This is a genomic window from Salinimicrobium soli, from assembly GCF_048323655.1.
GTDB classification, from domain to species: domain Bacteria; phylum Bacteroidota; class Bacteroidia; order Flavobacteriales; family Flavobacteriaceae; genus Salinimicrobium; species Salinimicrobium soli.
The window spans coordinates 603976-622221 of sequence record NZ_JBLUWW010000001.1; the positions used below are offsets into that span (position 1 = coordinate 603976).

Genomic DNA, 18246 nt, shown 5'->3' on the forward strand with positions numbered 1-18246 from the left:
CCAACTATGGATTTCGAGAATATATTATTTGAAGAGAACGACGGAATTGGGTATATCACGATTGACCGTCCCAAAAAACTGAATGCCCTAAACCGGGCTACAATTCAGGAGCTGCATGAAGCATTTTCTGAAGCTCAGGAAGATGAAGATATTAAAGTCATCATTCTAACCGGAAGCGGAGAAAAAGCCTTCGTTGCCGGGGCAGATATCAGTGAGTTTGCCGATTTCTCAAAAGATGAAGGAAAACAATTGGCGGCTGAAGGTCAGAAAAAACTGTTTGATTTCGTAGCCAATCTTTCCAAACCTGTAATTGCTGCGGTGAACGGATTTGCCCTTGGAGGAGGACTTGAGCTGGCCATGGCTGCACATTTCAGGATCGCCAGTGACAATGCAAAAATGGGACTTCCGGAGGTTTCTTTGGGAGTTATTCCCGGTTACGGAGGAACACAGCGCCTGCCACAGTTAGTGGGCAAAGGAAGAGCTATGGAAATGATCATGACGGCCTCAATGATCGATGCTCGTCAGGCTTTGGAATATAACCTGGTAAACCATGTGACAGAGCCGGAGAAACTGATCTCCTTTGCCGAGGATATGGCCCGCAAGATAATGAAGAATTCGCCGGTGGCCATTTCTGCTGCTATTCGTGCAGTGAATTCAAACTACGAGGATGGTGTAAATGGATTTGAAATTGAGATCGAAGAATTCGGTAGGTCATTTGGTACTGAAGATTTTAAAGAAGGTACTTCTGCCTTTCTGAGCAAACGCAAAGCAGAATTTCCAGGAAAATAACCATTTGGATATTTTCCATTTTATAGGAAAAATTCCTATTTTTGTTCCTGATGAAGGGGAACGGGCATATTAAAGGAAGGGGAGCACAGCTACAGGTCAATAATAGATTCTCTCTGCATTCGTATGAGATGCGGGATGATTTTCTGAACTATTGTGCCGCCGAGGGCGACGAAGCAATAGATTCAAAAACTTCGTTTATTGACACTTTTCCTAAAACCATTGTAAATAAAGTTTCCAGTCCCGATGTGGGGCTGGAATTTTCTCTGAATCCTTACCAGGGTTGTGAGCATGGGTGTGTCTACTGCTATGCACGCAATTCACATGAATATTGGGGTTACGGCGCCGGACTTGATTTTGAACAGAAGATCCTGGTGAAGCGCAATGCTGTTGAACTCCTTGAAAACAAACTGAGAAGCAAAAGCTGGAAGGCAAGTCCTATTATCCTCTCGGGAAATACGGACTGCTATCAACCTGTGGAGCGCAAGCTGGAGATCACCCGCCAACTGCTGCAGACTTTTCTGAAATACAAGCATCCCGTAGGGATCATTACCAAAAATGCCCTTATTCAGAGGGATATTGATATTCTGGAGGAACTGGCGAAGGATAATCTGGTGAGGGTTAATCTTTCTATTACTTCTCTGGATGAAAGAATCCGGCAGTTACTGGAACCGCGTACTGCCAGTATTAAGAAGCGTCTGCAAACCCTTGAACGGTTAAGTGAAAAGGGAATTCCGGTCAATGTGATGATGGCACCGATCATTCCTTCTATTAACAGTCATGAAATTCTGCCATTGGTAAAGGAGATCTCTGAACGTGGGGCTTGTGGAGTGGGTTATACAGTGGTGAGACTGAATGGAGCCATAGGCGGCATTTTCTCAGACTGGATCAGGAAAACCATGCCAGATAGAGCTGAAAAGGTACTTCATCAAATAGCAGAATGCCACAATGGTAATCTCAATGACAGTCGCTTTGGAACCAGAATGAAAGGGGAGGGCCAGTTTGCAGAACAGGTAGCACAGCAATTTGCTATCGCGCGAAAGAAATATCTTTCAGGGAGGGAGAGGCCGGTACTTGATTGCGATCTACATGAGCAGTACAAAGACGGGCAAATGAAATTATTCTAGTTAAACGGATTTTCAGGATCTGCACCCCATTCTTTGTAGAATTCTTTGAGGTATAGCTCCATGAATTGATGTCTTTCTTCCGCCATACGTCTACCGGTCTTTGTGTTCATCCGGTCCTTAAGCAAGAAGAGCTTTTCATAGAAATGATTGACCGTGGGAGCAGTAGACCGTTTATATTCCTCCTTGCTCATGTTGAGGTTAGGTTTTATCTCGGGGTCAAAAATGCCCCGTCCTTTATGACCTCCATAATTAAATGTACGGGCGATTCCAATGGCTCCCAATGCGTCTAACCTGTCAGCATCCTGTACCACATCGAGTTCCGGAGAGCTGAATTGCTGGTTTTCATTTCCTCCTTTAAAGGAGATCCATTTTATGATATTTTCTACGTGGATTATAACTTCCTCGTCTACCTGCTGACCTTCTAAAAAAGCTCTTGCTCTTTTGGGTCCCAGGCTTTCGTCTCCTTTATGAAATTTCGAATCAGCAATGTCGTGCAGTAGAGCTCCCAGTTCCACTATGAAAAGGTCCACATTTTCACCGGCAGCGATCTCTCTTGCGTTCTTTAATACCCTTTGTATGTGGAACCAGTCATGTCCTCCTTCAGCATTTTGAAGGGTCTTTTGAACAAAGGCTGTTGTATTTTGAATTACTTCTTCTTTCTTCACTAGAATAGGTATTATTTGATGTCTGCAGTAATGGACCGCTCTACAATTGCCACAAGGCTTTCGGGGTCTTCAGATTTTACCGAAATTGGCTTTTGAACCTTCATATTGAGGTGCACGCCTATACCCATAGGGAAACTGCCATTTCTGAAAAGCTTCCAGCTGTTATTGATGGTAATAGGAACCACCATCGCCTCCGGCATTTTTCTAAAAAGCAATTGCAATCCCTGTACGGCAAATTTTTTGGGAGCACCCGTGCGGCTACGGGTACCTTCCGGAAAGATCACTGCAGAACGATTGTTGGTGTTGAGGTAATCTGCAAATGCTGACATTTTAGTCAGCGCTTCCCGGCCATTCTTGCGGTCAATCAATACATTTCCGCCATGCCTAAGATTATAGGAGATGCTTGGAATGCCTTTTCCGAGTTCCATTTTGCTTACAAACTTTGGGTGGTGTTTTCTGAAATGCCATATAATAGGAGGGATATCATACATTCCCTGATGATTGGCCACGAAGATACAGGGCCTGTCAACGGGAAGGTCAAATTCGTTCTGGATCGTAAATCGAGTACCCAGGATATTCAGGCAACGCAGTAAGAAGAAATTGAAAATGTCAACACTCTTTTTATGGGCACTATAGCCTCCCAGCTTCAGACATACCCATTGTATAGGGTGAAAAGTCAGCAGCGTAATTCCGAAGAAAATATAAAAGAGGACAGAAAGCGGGTAAGAAAGTAATTTTTTTAGAGTCTTCATTTTTAACGGGTGCAAAGAGGCTGCAATTTCTCAATTTATTTGCTGCCGGACAACCATAAAAAAAGCTGCAGAAATTATCTTCCTGCAGCCTTTAAATTTCTTCCGTAGAAAATTAACAGAATTCGTTGTATGCTTCTGTCAGGTTTTCTGCGATCATTTCAGCAGGACGGCCTTCAATGTGGTGTCTTTCCAGCATGTGAACCAACTCTCCATCTCTGAAAAGAGCCATTGAAGGAGAAGAAGGAGGAAATGGTACCATATAATCGCGGGCCTTTTCTGTTGCCTCTCTGTCTACTCCGGCAAAAACGGTCACCAAATGATCTGGAGTTTTACTGTTTTGTAATGAAATACGTGCTGCAGGACGGGCATTGGCTGCCGCACACCCACATACCGAGTTCACTACCACTAAAGTGGTTCCTTTTTGAGCAATTGCCTCGTCAACTTCAGCTTCTGTATGTAATTCTTTGAATCCAATGCTCGTCAAATCTTCACGCATTGGCTTAACTAATTCCGGTGGATACATATATCAAATATTTTTTTAAGACTTAATAGTCCGCAAAGATACCAAATAAAGTTAAGCTGGCTAAATTATAGACCTATAAAGCCTTGTGCGCAACCCAGTTATTCTGAAACAACGCCTTCAGAAAAAGCTGACTTAAAATGTTATCTTTGCGGGCAAAACAGTTCTCTCATGATCAAATGGATAGCCGCTGTCCTCGGCTTCATGTTTTATGGTTTTCGCGGCGCGATCCTCGGCTTTATTCTGGGAAGTATTCTTGATTCCCTTTTTACCTCCTCAAAAGATAACTTCAGTTTTTTTAAAGAAGAAGAAAGAGTTACTCCGGGTGATTTTGAATTGCACCTGTTGTCCCTTTCAGCCATAGTAATAAGGGCCGATGGTAACGTGAGTCAACGTGAAATGGATTATGTGAGAACCTATTTTGTGCAATCCTATGGAAAGGATCGCGCTAATGCCATTTTCAGGACCTTCAATGAAGTGGTGAACAAGCGCGAAATGAATGCGGCGCGAATCGCTCAATTCCTGGCTCAAAGAACCCAATACGCAGCCCGATTACAGATCGTTCACTTCTTATTTTCAATTGCCAATGCCGATGGACACGTTAGTGCTGCTGAAGCCAGCAAAATTGAAGAGATCGCCCGATACCTTCGATTGGGTATGAAAGATTTCGGGAGTATAAAAGCTATGTTCTTCAAGACTACTGATAATGCTTATAAAATTCTGGAGATCGATAAGTCAGCTACTGATGCCGAAGTGAAAAAAGCTTTCAGAACCATGGCTAAGAAATATCATCCTGACAGAATTCAGCATATGGATGAAGCTTACATCAAAGGCGCTGAAGAAAAATTCAGAAGGGTGCAGGAAGCCTACGAGCAAATTCAGAAGGAAAGAGGGTTTTAAAACAGCTTACTGCAATAGTTTATTCCCAAATTTCAATCCTGCAAAGAACGTTCTTGGCCTGGAAGGTCCATAGACGTAATTGGCGTCCCTGTCAACTCCCATGTCAAAATCTTGCTGGTATTGATTAAAAATATTCTGTACACCCAGGTTTAGTTCCAGTTGGAAACTTTTTGACAGTTCGAAGGTATAAGCAGTCTTAAAATTCACTTCCATGAAATCTTCTGTCTTTTCCAAACGATCCGTTTCAATATATCCCGCCAAGTGAGGCACATACATGCTGCCCGTATAAACACCAGAAAGATTGTTCTGCCAGGCCTTTACAGGCGCATAAGTAAGGATGAAGTTTCCGTAGATATTCGGAGATTTAAAGAAGTTCCTGGCATTATCCAATGATACGGTTGGATCATCACTAAACTGTACCGGGGAATCATATTTGGCTTTTTGTAAAGTTCCTCCGAGTTGAAGGATCCAATCCTGGTTGGGCGCGAAAACAGCATCCAGGTTCATTCCGTAGACATTGGCGCCTTCCCCGTTTCGTTTTTCAAAAACTGTTTCTGAAATCCTCTCCAGTACAAAAGGTTTTTCCAGCCTGGTGTAAAAGGTCTCCAAAGTAAACCGGTAGTTCTCATCTAACGTACTTTTGCTCCATTCTGCGGAAGCCAGGTAACTGTGTGAAGTCTCTGACTCAAGGTTCTCTGAAAATTGTACCAGACTTACTTCTCCGGCTGCGATCCTGGCATGAATGTCTTCGGTAAATACCTGTGGGGCCCTGAACCCCTTCGCGTAACTGGTTCTGAACTGGAGTTGTTCACTTGCAGCGTATAAAAGATTCAAACGAGGATTGAAGACCACCTCTTCTTCAGCTACGTTGTGAAGGTCTGCACGCAAGCCTCCCAGAACTTTTAATTTGGGAGTAGCCTGCCATTCCTGCTGGGCATAGAGACCCAGAATATTCAGGTTTTGATCTATCCTGGCGTTGTAGCCCGGTTTGCGGTCTTTCATAAGATTGTTCTTGAATTCACTTCCGACGGTAAAAGTAGCCGTGGAACCCAAAAAGTTTTTCTGGTCGAAAGAGAACTGTGTTCCCAATAAATAGGTGTTATCCAGAGAATTTCCGTATCCTTTTATGCTCTCCTCAAAGGTTTCCCCTTTTCCTCCATAGAAATTTTCATTTCTGGACAATTGAGCGGTCCCGTAGACCGAATACCGCATATTCTTGTTCTTTGAAAATGCTTCGTAAGTAAGCCCGCCGCCTATTACATCGCTATCAATTTGTTCGGTGATATCTGCTTCAAAAGGCTGTAGATGTAATTTATTTCCTCCTCGTCGAAACTCGTGGATGGTGTGAAAATCCAGACTGATCTCACTGCGCTCGTCAGGCTTATAAAATGATTTAAAACCGAAGGTTTTATTTTCTACCTGGGTTATTTCAGTAAAACCGTCTTCATTATGGTCATAAGGATTTCGGTCACGAAACATTCCGTAGACATTTAAACCTGCGTTATAATCATTTGAAAGAATGGTTCCGTTCATGGTAATAGCCTTATCACTGGCTTCGGAATTAATGGCTGCAACATTCCCGGCAATTTCAAAGTAATCTTCAGTTGGCTTTTTGGTGATGATATTTATCGTGCCGGCAATGGCATTGGATCCATACAACGCAGATCCTCCACCTCGCACCACCTCGATCCTGTCGATGGAATTTGCAGGGACCTGGTCAAGGCCATAAACTCCATTTAATGCGCTAAAGACTGGCCGGCTGTCGATAAGGATCTGGGAATATGCTCCATCCAGGCCGTTCATTCGCACCTGTGAAAATCCGCAGTTCTGGCAATTAGTTTCCATTCTCAAGCCCGGCTGAAAGTTCAGGCCTTCACTAAGGCTGATGGACTGAGTGGCTTTAAAGTCTTTTGATGAAGTCACTGAGACGATAACAGGTGCGGTATGTCTAAGTTGACCTGTACGGCTTGCAGAAATTACCACCTGGTCGAGCCCTGTGATGTCCTCCTGTAGGGAGAAGTCCACCGTTTGTTTCTCAGGGCTCAATACGTCCAGGTGATTTTTTATTGTTTTAAAGCCAATGGCTTGAACGACAATTTCATGGTGACCAAAAGGAGCGGTGAATATATACTCTCCGGATTCATTAGTGGTGGATCCAATTTGAGTACCTTCCAGAAAAATGTTTACGAAAGGAACTGGATTTCCGTTAGAAGTCACTTTTCCGCTTATTTGTGCTGTTTGGGAATGAATTATAAAACTTGATAAGGTAAACAGTATGGTGCAAAAAGTTTTCAAAGCTTATATTTTTAGCAAAGGTATAAACAATTTTTAGACTTGTCTAAAAATTGTTTATGGTAAATAAAAAATGTAGTTTTGGCATATAAAAACAAACACTTATATGTTTAGCCTTTCCGAAGAAAATTACCTGAAAGCTATTTTTCATTTAGAAAAAAAATATTCTGGCGGGGTGAGTACCAATGCCCTTGCGGAAGAAATGGAAACCAAGGCCTCATCTGTGACCGATATGGTCAAGAAACTTTCCGATAAAAAACTGGTAAAGTACAGGAAATACCAGGGAGTGACTTTAAGTGAACAGGGAAGAGAAACCGCCATAGAGGTTATCCGCAAGCATCGTCTTTGGGAGGTATTTTTAGTGGAAAAACTGAATTTCTCGTGGGATGAGGTGCACGATATTGCGGAACAACTGGAGCACATAAAGTCTGAAAAACTGACCGAAGAACTGGATAATTTCCTTGGTCATCCTAAGAGAGATCCACATGGAGATCCAATTCCCGATGCCGCGGGGAATTTTAGAATATCAAATAAAATATTATTGGCAGATCTTAAAGAAGGTGATGTGGGTATTTGTGTAGGAGTCAAAGATTCTTCCACAGAATTCCTGCGTTATCTTGATAAAAATGACATTGCTCTTGGAAAATCTATTAGGGTGATAAATCGCGAAGAATATGATCAATCCTTATTGATTGAGATAAATGAAAGAGATTTCAGAATTTCCAAAAGTGTTTCCCATAATTTGTATGTAAAACCTCTAGAGGCATGAATAATATAATCGACTATTTTGAGCAATTAGATCCTGTAATGGCTGCCTTACTGGCAACACTTTTTACCTGGGGGCTGACCGCCCTGGGGGCATCACTGGTTTTTTTCTTTAAGAAAATGAATCGTGCGCTTTTTGATGGGATGCTTGGATTCACCGGTGGAGTAATGGTAGCCGCGAGTTTTTGGAGCTTGCTGGCGCCCGGTATTGAAATGAGCAAAGGGGAAGGTTTCATAAAAGTGATTCCTGCGGTAGTAGGTTTTGCACTGGGGGCCTTTTTTATTTTTGGTTTGGACAAGGTATTACCTCACTTACATGTGAACTTCAAAATGAGTGAAAAAGAAGGGGTGAAAACACCATGGCATAGATCTGTATTACTCACGTTGGCCATTACCATGCATAATATTCCTGAAGGTCTTGCGATAGGGGTGCTTTTTGGAGGTGCCGCAATGGGGCTGGAAGGTGCCAGCATTGGGGGAGCGGTTGCGCTGGCTATGGGGATCGGGCTTCAAAACTTTCCTGAAGGTTTTGCGGTGGCCATGCCTTTGAGGGGTCAGGGTTTAAGCCGGTGGAGAAGTTTTAATTTCGGACAGATGTCGGCTATCGTTGAGCCTATTGCAGCAGTGTTGGGAGCCTGGGCTGTTATGACCTTTGAACCTATATTACCTTATGCATTATGTTTTGCGGCAGGAGCGATGATCTTCGTGGTGGTGGAAGAGGTGATTCCCGAATCTCAACAAGATCGATATACAGACATCGCGACGATGGGATTCATTGGGGGTTTTCTTGTAATGATGACGCTGGATGTTGGTCTGGGATAAAATTAGTGGCAACTTCCGCAGCCGGTATCACAGCCATTTTCTTTTGAACCTTGTCGCTTCAAAAAAGCAGGTTTATAGATGAATTTTGTAAACATGTACCCTACTGCGAAAAAGAAGGTGATAAAGACCAGTATTTCCTGAATTAGTTCCATAGTTCTCATCTTTTATTTTAGTACCTGAAATGCCACAAGAGCCGCAATGTAAGCAATTGTAGTCATTGTAAATAGCTGGTACAGTGGCCATTTCCAGGTGTTCGTTTCACGTTTAACGATTGCCAGGGTACTCATACATTGCATGGCAAAGGCGTAAAACAACAATAAACTAACTCCGCTGGCAAAAGTAAATAGTGGCCCACCAAGTATCACATTAGTTTCTGAGGACATTCTTGCTTTTATCGTCTCCTCTTCATCACTACCAACGCTGTAAATCGTTGCCAGGGTACCTACAAAGACCTCACGTGCCGCAAAAGAACTTACAATGGCTATGCCAATTTTCCAGTCATAACCTAATGGAGCCACCACCGGTTCTATTGCCTGCCCGATATTTCCAATATACGAATGCTGAAGCTTATAGGAAGCGATTTTATTATCCAGTTCAGATTGGGAAATTGTATTTTCTGAATATTCTTTTTTTACGATTTGCTCAGCATTATCAAAGTTTTCGCCAGGGCCGTAACTTGCCAGCACCCAAAGAATAATGGAAATAGCAAGGATTATCTTTCCGGCACCCACAACAAAGGATTTAGTCTTCTCCACTACATTAATTGCCACATTCTTGATCATGGGCATCTTGTAGTTAGGCATTTCAATTACGAAATAAGATTTGCTTTTGATCTTCAGAATCTTATGCAGCACCCAGGCCGAGAATATCGCCATACCAAATCCCAGCAGGTAAAGTAGCATAAGAGTTAATCCCTGCAAGTTGAATCCGAAATAAGATTTTTCAGGAATTACCAGTGCAATTATGATAAGGTATACAGGAAGCCTGGCTGAACAGGTGGTGAAAGGAACCACTAAAATGGTAATAAGACGTTCTTTCCAGTCTTCGATATTTCGTGAAGCCATTACGGCCGGTATTGCACAGGCAGTACCCGAAACCAATGGAACAACACTTTTTCCGCTAAGGCCAAAGCGACGCATACTTCTATCCATAAGGAAAACGACCCTACTCATATACCCGCTTTCTTCCAGAATGGAAATGAACAGGAACAGAAAAGCGATCTGCGGAATAAAAATTACGATGCCTCCCAACCCCGGAATAATTCCTTCCGCAATTAAATCGGTGAATGCTCCTGGAGGCAGTGTTTGTTTGGTGATCTCACTGAAGACTACGAACATGTCATCGATAAAATCCATCGGATAACTGGACCAGTCGTAGATAGCCTGGAAGATCAAAAGTAGAATTGAAAAGAAAATGATATAACCAAAAACCTTGTGGGTAAGGATCTTATCAAAAGTAGCCCGTAATCCTTTGGCAGCATTGACATCAATTGTCATTGCCTTTTTTAGCACTCCGTTAATGAATTGATAACGCAGAATGGTTTCCTTCTGCTGCATCCGCTTCAGCGTACTTTCATCTTTGGTGTGAAAGTCCTTAGTGTTATCAAGGCTTTTGCGATTCACGTTCCCAAAATTCACATCCTGGGTGATTACCAGCCAAAGCTTGTAAAGCGACTGATTAGGAAAAGCATTCCGAAGTCTGTCAAAATATGTCGGATCCATGATGGAAGCATTGAGACAGGGCTCTGTTGAAATATGGCGATAGTTAAGAATAAGATTCTTAAGCTCGTCAATACCGGTCTTTTTCCGGGCACTAACAAGAGCTATGCGGGTCTTTAGTTCCTTTTCCAGTTCAGGTATGTCAAGCGAGATTCCCTTCCTGCTCATCCTGTCTGCCATATTAATGACCAGGATGGTAGGGATCTCAAGATCCTTGATCTGGGTGAAGAGCAACAAATTTCTTTTAAGATTCTCCACATCGCTCACCACGACAGCCACATCCGGATAATCCTTGTCATTCTTGTTAAGCAAGAGTTCAATGACCACGTTCTCATCCAGGGACGATGCGTTAAGACTATAGGTTCCCGGAAGGTCTAGAATATGTGCTTTAACATTGCGGGGAAGTTTACAAATACCTTCCTTCTTTTCCACCGTGATACCGGGGTAATTCCCAACCTGTTGATTGAGTCCGGTAAGTTGGTTGAAAACGGAGGTTTTCCCTGTGTTAGGATTTCCAATTAAAGCAACATTGATCTGTTTGGCCATGATCAGGGAATGATTTCTATCTCTATGCTTTCAGCAGTTTCCTTGCGAATCGCGAGGTGGCTGCCGTTGATGTTCAAATACATTGGATCCCTAAAGGGTGCGGTTTGTACCAACTCCACTTCATTACCGGGTAAACATCCCATTTCCAGAAGCTTCAGCGGAATGTGTTCTGCTGAAAATTCCTTGATGATACCGCGCTGTCCGCGCTTAAGATCTGCAATGGTATGCCTCAATGTTTATTTAGATTGATTTTAAACAAGGCAAAAATAAGGTAAAATTCAGGATTAGAAAAACTTGCGAGAATAAAAGAAAGGATAAAAAGGGTAAAGGTGATTAATATCAGAAAAGGGCAAAAAAAGCTTGTTCTGATTTTACTCTTTCTCCAGAATTTGTATGTCGTGCAAAAGATCTTCTATGGCATCCGGATCAGTTCCATCGTAAAAACCGCGAATGCGTTTTTGCCTGTCTACCAGGACGAAATTTTCAGTGTGGATCATGTCAAAGGGACCGGCATCTCCCTGGCTCTTGGCCGCAAGATAGGATTTTCGGGCCAGGTCGTAGATCTGTTTTTTATCTCCCGTCACCAAATTCCATTTTTCATCATTCACCCCTTTTTCAAGAGCGTACTTTTTTAGCTGCGGGACACTATCCGCTACGGGGATCACTGAATGGGACAGCAACAGTACATTGGGATCATCCTTTAACTTTTCCTGGATCTTCAGCATATGATCTGTCATAATAGGACATATAGTCTGGCAAGTGGTAAAGAAAAAATCGGCTACATAGATCTTGTCCCTGTAAAATTCCTGGGTGATAGTATCGCCATTCTGGTTGACCAGTTTAAAGTCAGCAATCGTGTGATACTTCCGTACTTCCTGCATGGTGGAATCAACCAATTCGGTACTTACCATATTTGGCTGATATACTGGAAGCCGCTCTTCAGGCTTCAGAACATTATAAATAATGGTAATGATTATAGCCGAAAGCACAAAAAGGAAAACTGCGAAGAACTTGTATTTGGCGAAGAACCGAAGCATTCAATTTATTTTTCGCAAAATTACAATTCTCATTCTCAATATGTAATATTCAATTCCCAAATTTCGGTACACTTTTTAGGACCTCATTTTAAAGCTTTTTTGAGAACCTTTAAAAGGTTACTTTTGTGCGATTTTAATTTACGAGTTTATCTATGGATCCCTTTTTTATAAAAGCATTACAATTAATTTTAAGTTTATCTATCCTCATTATCCTTCATGAGCTGGGTCATTTTATCCCGGCTAAGATCTTTAATACCCGGGTAGAAAAGTTCTTTTTGTTCTTCGATGTGAAATTTGCCCTTTTTAAGAAGAAGATAGGTGGAACTGTATATGGTCTCGGCTGGTTGCCTCTGGGAGGTTATGTGAAAATAGCCGGAATGATTGACGAGAGCATGGATAAAGAACAAATGGCACAGCCGCCACAGCCGTGGGAATTCAGAAGCAAGCCGGCATGGCAGCGTCTTATTATCATGGTAGGTGGAGTAACCGTAAATATTATTCTTGGTTTCGTGATCTATATGATGGTCATGTTCGTGTGGGGCAGTCCTTATATTGCACCGGGCGATATGCCGAACGGATTTGCAGTAGACGACACTTTCCAGGAATTTGGTTTTAGAAACGGAGATCAGGTGCTGGAGGTGAATGGTGAGGAACTTAAAAACAGCATTGATATTAATAAGTACCTTTTTTTAAGGGATGTTGAAAACATTAAGGTAAGACATTCTTCAGGGGAAGAGGAAGTTATCTCAGTTCCCGAAGAAATTGGATCTAAGATGTTTGAGGAAGGAGTTCTTCAACCTTTCATTCCGCTGGCTTATCCTGTTCTGGACACTGTAGTGGCAGGAAGCCCTGCAGATCAGGCCGGATTGAAACCTGGTGACAAGATCATCTCCATAAACAATATTGAAATTGGTTATTGGCATGAATTGACCCGAGAGATCAAGAAAAATGCGGAACAACCTCTTACCCTCATCATCAAACGGGGAGGAGAATACCGCGGAATAGAGCTGAATGATAACAATGCTGATGAAATAAACGAAAAACAGCTCACTCTTAATGTGACACCGGATGAGGAAGGGACTATCGGAATCGCTCCCGATAACCAGATCAAGATAAGTCATGAAAAATATTCTTTGGCTGAAAGTGTAACCAAAGGATTTGACCTCGCATATTGGACGCTCCACGATTATGTGGCGCAGTTTAAATATGTGTTTACCAAAAAAGGCGCTACCCAGGTAGGCGGTTTTGGTGCGATTGGCGGACTTTTTCCTGATGTTTGGAACTGGCAGGCTTTCTGGATGACCACTGCTTTCATTTCTATTATTCTGGCTTTTATGAACATACTTCCTATCCCTGCCCTGGATGGTGGACATGTGGTCTTCCTGTTGTATGAGATGGTCTCCGGGCGTAAGCCTAACGAGAAAGTAATGGAATACGCTCAGCTTGTGGGATTTGTTATACTAATTGCGCTGGTGCTATTTGCTAACGGAAATGATATCTACCGCTGGTTATTTGAATAAACATCATAATTAATATATTTACAGGGCCGAAAATGACAATTTTCGGCTCTATTTTTTTGATTTATGAATAATTCTACCATTTCTACGGTCAACCGACCTATCAGTTTTTTTCTGAAATTTTTAATTCCCATTGTCACATTCTTGTTTCTCTTTCAGGCCTGTTCTTCGGAAGATCCTGTGGAGCAAAAATTCGTGCTTGAGACATCTGTTGTTCCTGCAGAAGGAGGAACCGTTACACCCGGACAAGGGGAATTTAAGGCAGCCGAAACGCTGGAGTTGACCGCAGTTCCTGCAGAAGGATACCGTTTTGCCGCATGGCTGGGTGATTACTCCGGAAACACAAATCCTCTTGAGGTGAAAATGAGCAAGAACCTCAAGGTTGTGGCTCGTTTTGAAGAGATCACCGGTCCCACAGATCCGGGCCCAACAAATCCTACCGAACAGGGAGCTTTGGAAACCATCGTGATCTATACTATTAACGATCCTCATGGAAGGATCAATAATTTTGCGAAGATAAAGGCCATCATTGATAAGCAGAAGGAAACTGAATCACAGGTTTTCTTCGTCTGTGGAGGTGATATTTTCTCCGGAAATCCAATAGTGGATTACCATCCAGAAAAAGGATTTCCTATGATCGATCTTTTAGGTAAATCAGGACTGGATGTTAGTGCTCTGGGGAACCATGAATTTGATTACGGTCAGGAGGTCCTTAACATGCGTATGGAGCAAGCAAGCTTCCCATTTTTGTGCGCCAATGTTTCAAGAGGGTCGGGAGATCTAAATACTCCCGAGGGAATGGTCACCATCCAAAAAGACGGTTTTGAGATCGCTTTTATAGGAGTGGTGGAAACAGGCTCCCCTGATAATACACCATTATCACACCCAAAGAAGATTGCAGGCCTCAACTTCACGGAAGGGGTTTCGGCCGTCTCAAATTTTGAGAATGTCACTGCTGTAAAGAATGCAGATCTTGTAGTGGCTTTGACTCATTACGGTTCGGCAGGAGACAGAATGATCCTGGAGCAGGAGGATTTTGTGGACCTGGTGATAGGAGGTCACAATCATGCTATTTACAGCCAAAAGGTGGCCGGGAGGTATATGGTCCAAAGTGGTTCCAATCTCAATTACCTCACCAAGCTCAGCCTTGAGGTCATGGGTGGACAGATCCTGGATTATAAACATGAGCTTATTGATCTTAACGCAGTCTCACAACAGGATGAAGAATTGCTGGTGGAGATCAATGGATATAATAACAAACCCGAATTTTTCGAAGAAATAGGGACTTCCCTCCAGAATCACAGTTCTTCAGAAACCGGTTGCTTTTATACCGATGCCCTGAGGGCGATCACTGGGGCAGATATTGTTTTTCAGAATTATGGCGGAATACGGGCCGGATTAGATTATGGGCCCATTACTCCTTTTGATATTTATACTATTGATCCCTTCGGAAATGGCCTGGATACCTTTTCAATGACCGTGGCTGAGTTACGTGCTTTTCTGCTCTCACCCAACGCGCCTTCGATGGCATGGGCCGGAGTGCAGATCCAGCAGTCTGGAGGAAGTATTAATTTTTATGATGGCTCCGGAAATAAACTTGCAGATGACAGGATACTTGTGGTTGGATTGAATGACTACATTTCTTCAGTATACCCGGGTGTTTTTGGAGCTCCTGAAAAAACATATGAAAAAACCACTGCCGAATATCTTATTGATTACCTGAAGGGATACCAGTCTGTTATTGACTACGACGGCTGTAACCGGGGTATCTAAAAAGCCATTTTTTGGCCCGGATTTTTCTTCAAATATTTCTGTTCTTTTTTGCCGGAATATTTAGTGAAAAATAAAAATTAAGTTATATTTGCAACCGCAAAATTGATTGCGACATTCCTCCTTAGCTCAGTTGGTTAGAGCATCTGACTGTTAATCAGAGGGTCCTTGGTTCGAGCCCAAGAGGAGGAGCAAAATTTTGAAAATGTTGATTTCTTTTGGGCGAGAAGCCTGTCCCGAGTACTGATGGTTATCAGGATCGAGGGGAGCCCAAGAGGAGGAGCAAATAAAAGGGAATTACCACCCTTCAAAAAAGGTAAAAACATATTGGAATTTTCCTCCTTAGCTCAGTTGGTTAGAGCATCTGACTGTTAATCAGAGGGTCCTTGGTTCGAGCCCAAGAGGAGGAGCTTCTAAAATGCCATCTTATGATGGCATTTTTTTTTGGAATTATTTTTGGGCGAGAAGCCTGTCCCGAGTGAAGTGAAACGGAGCTGAGGGAAGCCCAAGAGGAGGAGCAAATTAAAGCCCCGCATTTTTATGTGGGGCTTTTTGTTTTTCTATGGGATATCAAGTTTACATTCCTTATTCAAAAACCTTTGATCGATATTATATTGGTTCCACTTCAGTTATTGAATTTCCAATGGGTAGAGATTTTCAAATTTGTTAAATTTTTTACGAATTACTGAGCGTGGTCATAATTCGGGTAAAATTGTCGGGATATTTTTGTTATTGAATTAATTCAGCCATTTTAAGAACCGACCAAACAAATTTCGATTTAAGAAAAAACAGTTTTCTTTAGAGAAAATGTCCAATTTTCAACACTTGAATATTTGAGACAACTAACCCGCAGCCCTTCCAGTATGAAATTTCCGTTTAATTTATTACCCCAAAAAGGCTCTAATTGGCGTCAGGTTGCATTGTTTTTTATCGCTGTAATCATAGGGTTAGGCTTATTCATGATGAAGGAGGCAAGGGTGACTTCCTATCTCTCCGATGATCCTCAGGCCTGCGTGAATTGTCATGTGATGACCCCTGTTTATAACAGCTGGATGAACAGCTCGCACAGGGAATGGGCAAATTGTAATGACTGCCATGTGCCACACGATAATGTGGTGAACAAATATTATTTCAAAGCTAAAGATGGTCTTTACCATGCTTCAGTATTTACCGCCAGAGCAGAACCAGATGTAATTAAGATGAAGGAGGCTTCGCAGGAAGTTGTGCAGCAGAATTGTATACGCTGTCACGTGCAACAGGTGACCCAGGTAAAGTATGACGGTTATATAGAAGATCACAGAGAAAAAAGGACTACAAGACAATGCTGGAGTTGCCACCAGCAGGTACCCCATGGGGATGTACACGGTTTGACAACAATCAAATATAATTTAGCGCCAATACCAACCGATAAGGAAGAGATGGTTATTCCGGAGTGGTTGGCAGAACAAACAGATAAAAACCAGAATAATGAAGAATAAAGTATTATTTATAGTAACCATTGTAGTAGTATTTCTTTTAGGACTATTGGCTTCCAGTATTATTAACAGGAAATCGGAAGCGAAATACCAGTTCACCCCTAAGGTTGAGATCGCTGAAAATGAACCTAGAAATGAAGTTTGGGGTGAGAATTATCCAAAAGAATATCAATCCTTTTTACAGACCAAGGATACCTCTTTTTCTTCTTATCAGGGAGGTTCTTCTATGATTGATGTGCTTGAAGAAGATCCAAACCTTGTTATTCTGTTTGCAGGTTACGGCTTCTCAAAAGATTATAATCAGGGACGCGGTCACGCGTATGCCATTGAAGATATTCATAACACCTTAAGGACCGGTGGTCCAACGGGTGAAGGGGATGGGCCAATGCCCTCTACCTGTTGGACGTGTAAGAGTCCCGATGTTCCAAGATTAATGAATGAAATTGGAGTAGCTGAATTTTACAGCGGGAAATGGGCAGACAAAGGAGACCAGGTGGTCAACCCAATTGGTTGTGCAGATTGTCACGACCCAAAAAGTATGAAACTTAGAATTACCAGACCGGCACTAGTGGAAGCTTTTGATGCCATGGGTAAAGACATTAATGATGCTACTCATAATGAAATGCGCTCTCTGGTTTGTGCGCAATGTCATGTTGAATATTACTTCAACAAGAATCTTCCCGGGAAGGAAGGGGTGCCTTACCTGGTATTTCCGTGGGAAGAAGGAACAAGTGTTGAAGACATGGAGAGATATTATGATAACATTCAATTTTCAGACTGGACTCATCAGTTAAGTAGAGCACCAATGTTGAAAGCGCAACATCCGGGATATGAAACTTTTGTGACCGGGGTGCATGCTGACAGGGGAGTGTCATGTGCAGATTGTCATATGCCATATAAGAGTGAAGGTGGACAAAAGTTCACGGATCATCATATTCAGTCTCCTCTGAATAATACCTCAAATGCATGCCAGGTTTGTCATAGAGAGGAATCAAGCAAGTTGATCTCTAATGTTTATGAAAGACAGAAAAAAGCCTCTGAAAACAGGTTGAAATTAGAGGACCTTTTGGTAAGGGCTCATTTAGAAGCCAAGAAGTGTTGGGATCTGGGAGCTACCGAGGAGCAAATGAAAGATATACTTACAGACATTCGTCACGCACAATGGCGTTGGGATTTTTCAGCTGCAGCTCATGGAGCTTCGTTCCACTCTCCGGTAGAGATTGCCAGGGTGATTGGGGGAGGCCTTGTAAAAGCCCAGGATGCGAGACTTAAGTTAAGCCGTTTGTTAGCAGATCTTGGTCATAATAAACCTGTAGAAATGCCCGATATAAATACTAAGGAAAAAGCTCAAAAATATATTGGTCTGGACATGGAAAAACTTGAAGCAGAAAAAGCAAGCTTTAAAGAAAATCTACTTCCAAAATGGATGGAGCGAGCTAAGGAACGAGAAGCAGAAATGGACACCAAAAGAAAGGTGACTTCCGTAGAGAAATAAGATAGGATTGGATTTATTTAGAGGCACCTTTTTTAATATTTAGGTGTCTCTATTTTTTA

At 42.3% G+C, this 18246-nt stretch carries 17 protein-coding genes and 2 tRNA genes; 11 read left to right on the top strand and 8 right to left on the bottom strand.

The genetic code is table 11. The features are described 5' to 3' along the window. The first annotated feature begins 6 nt into the window (after positions 1-6). Together ACNORC_RS02885 and ACNORC_RS02890 are read left to right on the top strand one after the other, a co-directional pair. A complete protein-coding gene (locus ACNORC_RS02885; protein ID WP_418334084.1) occupies positions 7-789 on the top strand; it encodes an enoyl-CoA hydratase/isomerase family protein in 783 nt (260 codons plus the stop codon). Between the two features lie 50 nt (positions 790-839). After that, positions 840-1913 (top strand): PA0069 family radical SAM protein, encoded by a 1074-nt coding sequence (locus tag ACNORC_RS02890; protein ID WP_418334629.1) that lies wholly within the window; start codon positions 840-842, stop codon positions 1911-1913. Here ACNORC_RS02890 and ACNORC_RS02895 read toward each other — a convergent pair. The 3 genes from ACNORC_RS02895 to ACNORC_RS02905 form a co-directional block, all read right to left on the bottom strand. Beyond that, positions 1910-2578, bottom strand: a complete 669-nt coding sequence (locus tag ACNORC_RS02895; RefSeq protein WP_418334085.1) for an HD domain-containing protein — start codon at positions 2576-2578, stop codon at positions 1910-1912. The genes ACNORC_RS02890 and ACNORC_RS02895 overlap by 4 nt on opposite strands. Before the next feature lie 11 nt (positions 2579-2589). Further along, positions 2590-3330, bottom strand: coding sequence for a lysophospholipid acyltransferase family protein (locus tag ACNORC_RS02900; protein ID WP_418334086.1), 741 nt, complete (start codon positions 3328-3330; stop codon positions 2590-2592). A gap of 112 nt (positions 3331-3442) precedes the next feature. After that, a complete protein-coding gene (locus ACNORC_RS02905; protein ID WP_418334087.1) occupies positions 3443-3853 on the bottom strand; it encodes a BrxA/BrxB family bacilliredoxin in 411 nt (136 codons plus the stop codon). Positions 3854-4021: 168 nt separating this feature from the next. Here ACNORC_RS02905 and ACNORC_RS02910 point away from each other — a divergent pair, with 168 nt between their 5' ends. Then, on the top strand, positions 4022-4750 hold the full coding sequence (locus tag ACNORC_RS02910; RefSeq protein WP_418334088.1) for a tellurite resistance TerB family protein: 729 nt from the start codon (positions 4022-4024) through the stop codon (positions 4748-4750). 6 nt (positions 4751-4756) lie between these two features. On the opposite strand, the gene ACNORC_RS02915 is transcribed toward ACNORC_RS02910, so the two are convergent. Beyond that, the gene (locus ACNORC_RS02915; RefSeq protein ID WP_418334089.1) at positions 4757-7045 is read right to left on the bottom strand and encodes a TonB-dependent receptor; all 2289 of its coding nucleotides are present in this window, start codon (positions 7043-7045) and stop codon (positions 4757-4759) included. A 103-nt stretch (positions 7046-7148) separates the two neighbouring features. On the opposite strand from ACNORC_RS02915, the gene ACNORC_RS02920 reads away from it, so the two are divergent. Then, the gene (locus tag ACNORC_RS02920; RefSeq protein ID WP_418334090.1) at positions 7149-7811 is read left to right on the top strand and encodes a metal-dependent transcriptional regulator; all 663 of its coding nucleotides are present in this window, start codon (positions 7149-7151) and stop codon (positions 7809-7811) included. Next, on the top strand, positions 7808-8629 hold the full coding sequence (locus ACNORC_RS02925; protein WP_418334091.1) for a ZIP family metal transporter: 822 nt from the start codon (positions 7808-7810) through the stop codon (positions 8627-8629). The genes ACNORC_RS02920 and ACNORC_RS02925 overlap by 4 nt, the downstream gene beginning before the upstream one ends. Positions 8630-8631: 2 nt before the next feature. On the opposite strand, the gene ACNORC_RS02930 is transcribed toward ACNORC_RS02925, so the two are convergent. From ACNORC_RS02930 to ACNORC_RS02945, 4 genes are all read right to left on the bottom strand, one after another. Next, the gene (locus ACNORC_RS02930) at positions 8632-8781 is read right to left on the bottom strand and encodes a FeoB-associated Cys-rich membrane protein (RefSeq protein ID WP_418334092.1); all 150 of its coding nucleotides are present in this window, start codon (positions 8779-8781) and stop codon (positions 8632-8634) included. A gap of 12 nt (positions 8782-8793) precedes the next feature. Next, on the bottom strand, positions 8794-10893 hold the full coding sequence (gene feoB, locus ACNORC_RS02935; RefSeq protein ID WP_418334093.1) for a ferrous iron transport protein B: 2100 nt from the start codon (positions 10891-10893) through the stop codon (positions 8794-8796). 2 nt (positions 10894-10895) lie between these two features. Beyond that, positions 10896-11126, bottom strand: a complete 231-nt coding sequence (locus ACNORC_RS02940; protein WP_418334094.1) for a FeoA family protein — start codon at positions 11124-11126, stop codon at positions 10896-10898. A 138-nt stretch (positions 11127-11264) separates the two neighbouring features. Next, on the bottom strand, positions 11265-11930 hold the full coding sequence (locus ACNORC_RS02945) for an SCO family protein (RefSeq protein WP_418334095.1): 666 nt from the start codon (positions 11928-11930) through the stop codon (positions 11265-11267). Positions 11931-12082: 152 nt separating this feature from the next. Between ACNORC_RS02945 and rseP the strand changes: the two genes are divergently transcribed. The 6 genes from rseP to nrfA all read left to right on the top strand — a co-directional run bounded on the left by rseP (position 12083) and on the right by nrfA (position 18187). Beyond that, positions 12083-13450: an RIP metalloprotease RseP gene (gene rseP / locus ACNORC_RS02950; RefSeq protein WP_418334096.1), complete on the top strand. Its 1368-nt coding sequence runs from the start codon at positions 12083-12085 to the stop codon at positions 13448-13450. A 63-nt stretch (positions 13451-13513) separates the two neighbouring features. Continuing rightward, positions 13514-15220, top strand: a complete 1707-nt coding sequence (locus tag ACNORC_RS02955; RefSeq protein ID WP_418334097.1) for a 5'-nucleotidase C-terminal domain-containing protein — start codon at positions 13514-13516, stop codon at positions 15218-15220. Between the two features lie 115 nt (positions 15221-15335). Beyond that, positions 15336-15409 (top strand) — tRNA-Asn (locus tag ACNORC_RS02960). Between the two features lie 144 nt (positions 15410-15553). After that, positions 15554-15627: transfer RNA gene (locus tag ACNORC_RS02965), tRNA-Asn, on the top strand. A gap of 453 nt (positions 15628-16080) precedes the next feature. Continuing rightward, positions 16081-16695, top strand: coding sequence for a cytochrome c nitrite reductase small subunit (nrfH, locus tag ACNORC_RS02970; RefSeq protein ID WP_418334098.1), 615 nt, complete (start codon positions 16081-16083; stop codon positions 16693-16695). Then, positions 16685-18187: an ammonia-forming cytochrome c nitrite reductase gene (gene nrfA / locus ACNORC_RS02975; RefSeq protein WP_418334099.1), complete on the top strand. Its 1503-nt coding sequence runs from the start codon at positions 16685-16687 to the stop codon at positions 18185-18187. Before nrfH ends, nrfA begins: the two co-directional genes overlap by 11 nt. Positions 18188-18246 lie beyond the last annotated feature (59 nt).